The following is a 2,217-nucleotide window of genomic DNA, read 5'->3' on the forward strand; positions in this document are numbered from 1 at the left end:
CGTCGAACAGCGTGGGCAGCGGCGCCAGGAGCAAAGCCGACCGGTTTTGGTCAAAATCGAAGCCCTGCTGCTACAACATCTGCATGCGGTAATCCCCGGTAGTTTGCTGGGCAAGGCTTTGCATTACTTGTCATCGCAGTGGTCCAAACTGATCCGCTTCGTCGACAACGGCGCTTGGCCCATCGACAACAACCTCTGCGAAAACGCCATACGCCCCTTCGTGGTGGGCCGCCGCAATTGGTTGTTTTGCGATACGGTGGCCGGCGCCCGTGCCAGCGCTAATCTTTACTCGTTGATCGAAACCTGCAAGGCCAATAGCGTCGACCCTTACACCTATCTGGTCGATCTGTTCCGAAAGCTTCCCACCGCAAAAACTGTCGAAGAGTTCGAAGCGCTGTTGCCTTGGAATCTCGACGCCCTAACGGACTAATCGCACGCCAACGGTTAAGGCATTGTCCGTTTCAGTTCTAGTGCGTCCTTCAAAGATCGCTTACAAAAGCCTTGCGGGCAAGGCAAATAGTGATTCCCTTAATACTAAAAGAGTTGCGAGCAACGCTCCGAGCAATAAACGCAAGGCAAAAAGCGGGACGGACGGGGATTTTCATTTACAGCGGCAAGTATGTTGCCGTTCAGGCTTCGATAGGACTCTTGCATATTCCGATCAAACCCGCCGGCGATTCCGACTTCAAAACCGCCAGGCATTCCGGTCGCAAGGCAGCCGCCGGTTCCAACCCAAAGTCGGCCATCGATTCCGATACCCTTACTCCAGTAGTGAATGACGGCTTTTGGGAATGGCGAATTGACGCAAATGACCCATAGGAGACAACCGACAAGGGGGTATCCTATGACCGGGGGCGAGCCAATGGCCGACAGTAGGATGGGTAGAGCGAAGCGAAACCCATCAATCGAAGCGCCGATAAATCAGATATGACAGAATATCGCCGACATCGCCTCAAAGGCGGTTGTTATTTTTTCACAGTCAATTTGGCGGAACGAAACCGGACTTTGCTGACCGATAGGATTGAACTACTTTGCGAGTCTTTTCGTAACGAGAAAGAGCAACTCTTCGATCGATGCAGTTGCACGGATATCAGTGCAAACACCGCGGCGGCCGCGACGAGTGCAGGGCCAAAACGGAGCCAGTACTCGACGGGTGCGAAAAGTAGTGGCATGAACCAAAGAGCGTCTTTTGCGGTCTTCGGATTGTCGATAGCAATATATACGCCAAAGAAGAAGGACCCTGCGACGTTGAACAGCAAGATGGTCAATAGGAGGCTGGTTGTGGCTCGGTACGCGGATGGGCTTCTGTTTCGCTTTTCGCGGATGATCGATTGACCGATCGCGGCAATCGTGGCGAAAACCGGGAACGCAAGCGCGACTGCAGCCTTCATACGCGGCCTAACGTGAAGCTACCCGATTGGCCCTCACGGCGCAACAACTCACTTCGTGACTTTCAGTCGCGCTGTAACAGAAAGGACTCGGCCAGAAACTTTGTCTTTGACGGTCGCTGTGACCTTGTAGTCGCCAACAGGATCAGTCTTGTCGAAGCCTACAGTCATACTGGCTTGGCCGAGCTGTAAGAGGCGTTGCTGCATGGGCTTTCCAGACCAAACTGGGCCACCACCCGCCGTCATTTTGCTTCCATCTGGCCCTTCGAGGATGAAATCAGATACCACGTCGCAAACGCCACCGACATTCGGCGCACAGCCATGAAAGATGAGGAGTGCGGAGACCGTTTCGCCTAGACGTACCGTGTTGGTAGTAGTCAGTTTCGGCGGGGGCGTGGATGAGTTCCATGTTTGGCGAAACTGACCTTCGTTCGCAGTAAGAACGATTTGAATGCCGAAGTCTCCAGCACTGCGCATGTTGTCAGAATCAGGAATGGGCTTTCCGCTCGGATCAATCCATCCGCTTTGAGCGGCAAGCGGAAGAAGCGCGACGAGTAAGGCTAGACACCATTTCATAAAAGAGGCTCCAATAGTGAGGGCCAACGACAAGCTCACCCGACGAAAACCGCATCGCGGTTTTTGGTCGGGTGAAGCGACGGGTTATGCGCATTCTTCATGCAGCCCATCAATAAATTCTGAAAGTGCATTGGACAACTTTGTCATATTCTCTTCCCAAGGCTCACCGTCATAATTTGCCATCTCATGATCCCAATAGTAAACAGCGCCATAGTCTTCGTCTTTTAGACTCAAGCAATAGACATTGCCACCA

Annotated in this window: 4 protein-coding genes; 1 reads left to right on the forward strand and 3 read right to left on the reverse strand. The window is 53.0% G+C overall.

All coding sequences use genetic code 11. The annotated features are described in order from the left end of the window. Nucleotides 1–430: transposase (locus tag BJL95_RS19535; protein WP_139306269.1), on the forward strand; the 430-nt coding region annotated here is incomplete at its 5' end. A gap of 535 nt (nt 431–965) precedes the next feature. Here the strand turns inward: BJL95_RS19535 and BJL95_RS19540 are convergent. From BJL95_RS19540 to BJL95_RS26110, 3 genes are all read right to left on the reverse strand, one after another. Then, nucleotides 966–1,391 (reverse strand): hypothetical protein, encoded by a 426-nt coding sequence (locus BJL95_RS19540; RefSeq protein ID WP_071159882.1) that lies wholly within the window; start codon nt 1,389–1,391, stop codon nt 966–968. Nucleotides 1,392–1,439: 48 nt separating this feature from the next. Further along, entirely contained in the window at nt 1,440–1,964 is a 525-nt protein-coding gene (locus tag BJL95_RS19545) for a hypothetical protein (protein WP_139306306.1), read from the reverse strand. Between the two features lie 84 nt (nt 1,965–2,048). Next, a partial coding sequence (locus tag BJL95_RS26110) for an SMI1/KNR4 family protein (RefSeq protein ID WP_368086614.1) occupies nt 2,049–2,217 on the reverse strand: 169 nt, incomplete at its 5' end.

This window comes from Methylomonas sp. LWB (assembly GCF_001856095.1).
GTDB classification, from domain to species: Bacteria; Pseudomonadota; Gammaproteobacteria; order Methylococcales; family Methylomonadaceae; genus Methylomonas; species Methylomonas koyamae_A.

Bases quoted from the DNA above. Each gene is read 5' to 3' on its own strand.
- BJL95_RS19540 (WP_071159882.1), bottom strand. From the start codon at position 1,391: ATGAAGGCTGCAGTCGCGCTTGCGTTCCCGGTTTTCGCCACGATTGCC.
- BJL95_RS19545 (WP_139306306.1), bottom strand. From the start codon at position 1,964: ATGAAATGGTGTCTAGCCTTACTCGTCGCGCTTCTTCCGCTTGCCGCT.